The sequence below is a fragment of the Marinifilum sp. N1E240 genome (genome assembly GCF_009295825.1).
In the GTDB taxonomy this organism is placed as follows: Bacteria; Bacteroidota; Bacteroidia; order Bacteroidales; family Marinifilaceae; genus Marinifilum_A; species Marinifilum_A sediminis.
In genome coordinates this window covers 1-383 of sequence record NZ_WHKF01000044.1, presented here as the reverse complement: position 1 = coordinate 383, position 383 = coordinate 1, and the positions used below count along the sequence as shown (strand labels likewise).

At 32.6% G+C, this 383-nt stretch carries 1 protein-coding gene; it reads right to left on the bottom strand.

Going from position 1 to position 383, the window contains the following annotated elements; translation table 11 throughout:
• Positions 1 to 142: 142 nt before the first annotated feature.
• Positions 143 to 383, bottom strand: a 241-nt coding sequence (locus tag GCQ56_RS20590; RefSeq protein WP_227006133.1) for a hypothetical protein, incomplete at its 5' end; no start/stop codon positions are given.

Here is a 383-nt window from a genome sequence, read left to right as displayed (position 1 = left end):
TGTATAAATCTCATACTATAAGATAACAAAGTGCTGAAAATCTATCAAATACAAGCATGCTTACTTATCAACAACTTATCAAGGTTTTTAGACAGTCTGACGGTCTTGCTAAGTTGCGTGGGCGATTAAAAGAGTAATCTTATCAAACCGCCAAATAAGCAAGCCGCATAAATTTGTTTATATTTTTAAGCAAACCAATTTTAGTAGCTTGCTGGTGTTTCTTAATTGAACTAACTCTCGAGCAATTCCCACCGCCCATGAAATTTAGCTTTTGTGCCTGTTGCACAACTCTTGATAACTTGTTCATAAATCTAACAATAATATCTTTACTTATCAATGGTAATGGCTTAACTTGTAAATAAAAATGCAAGGAAATAAGTTTT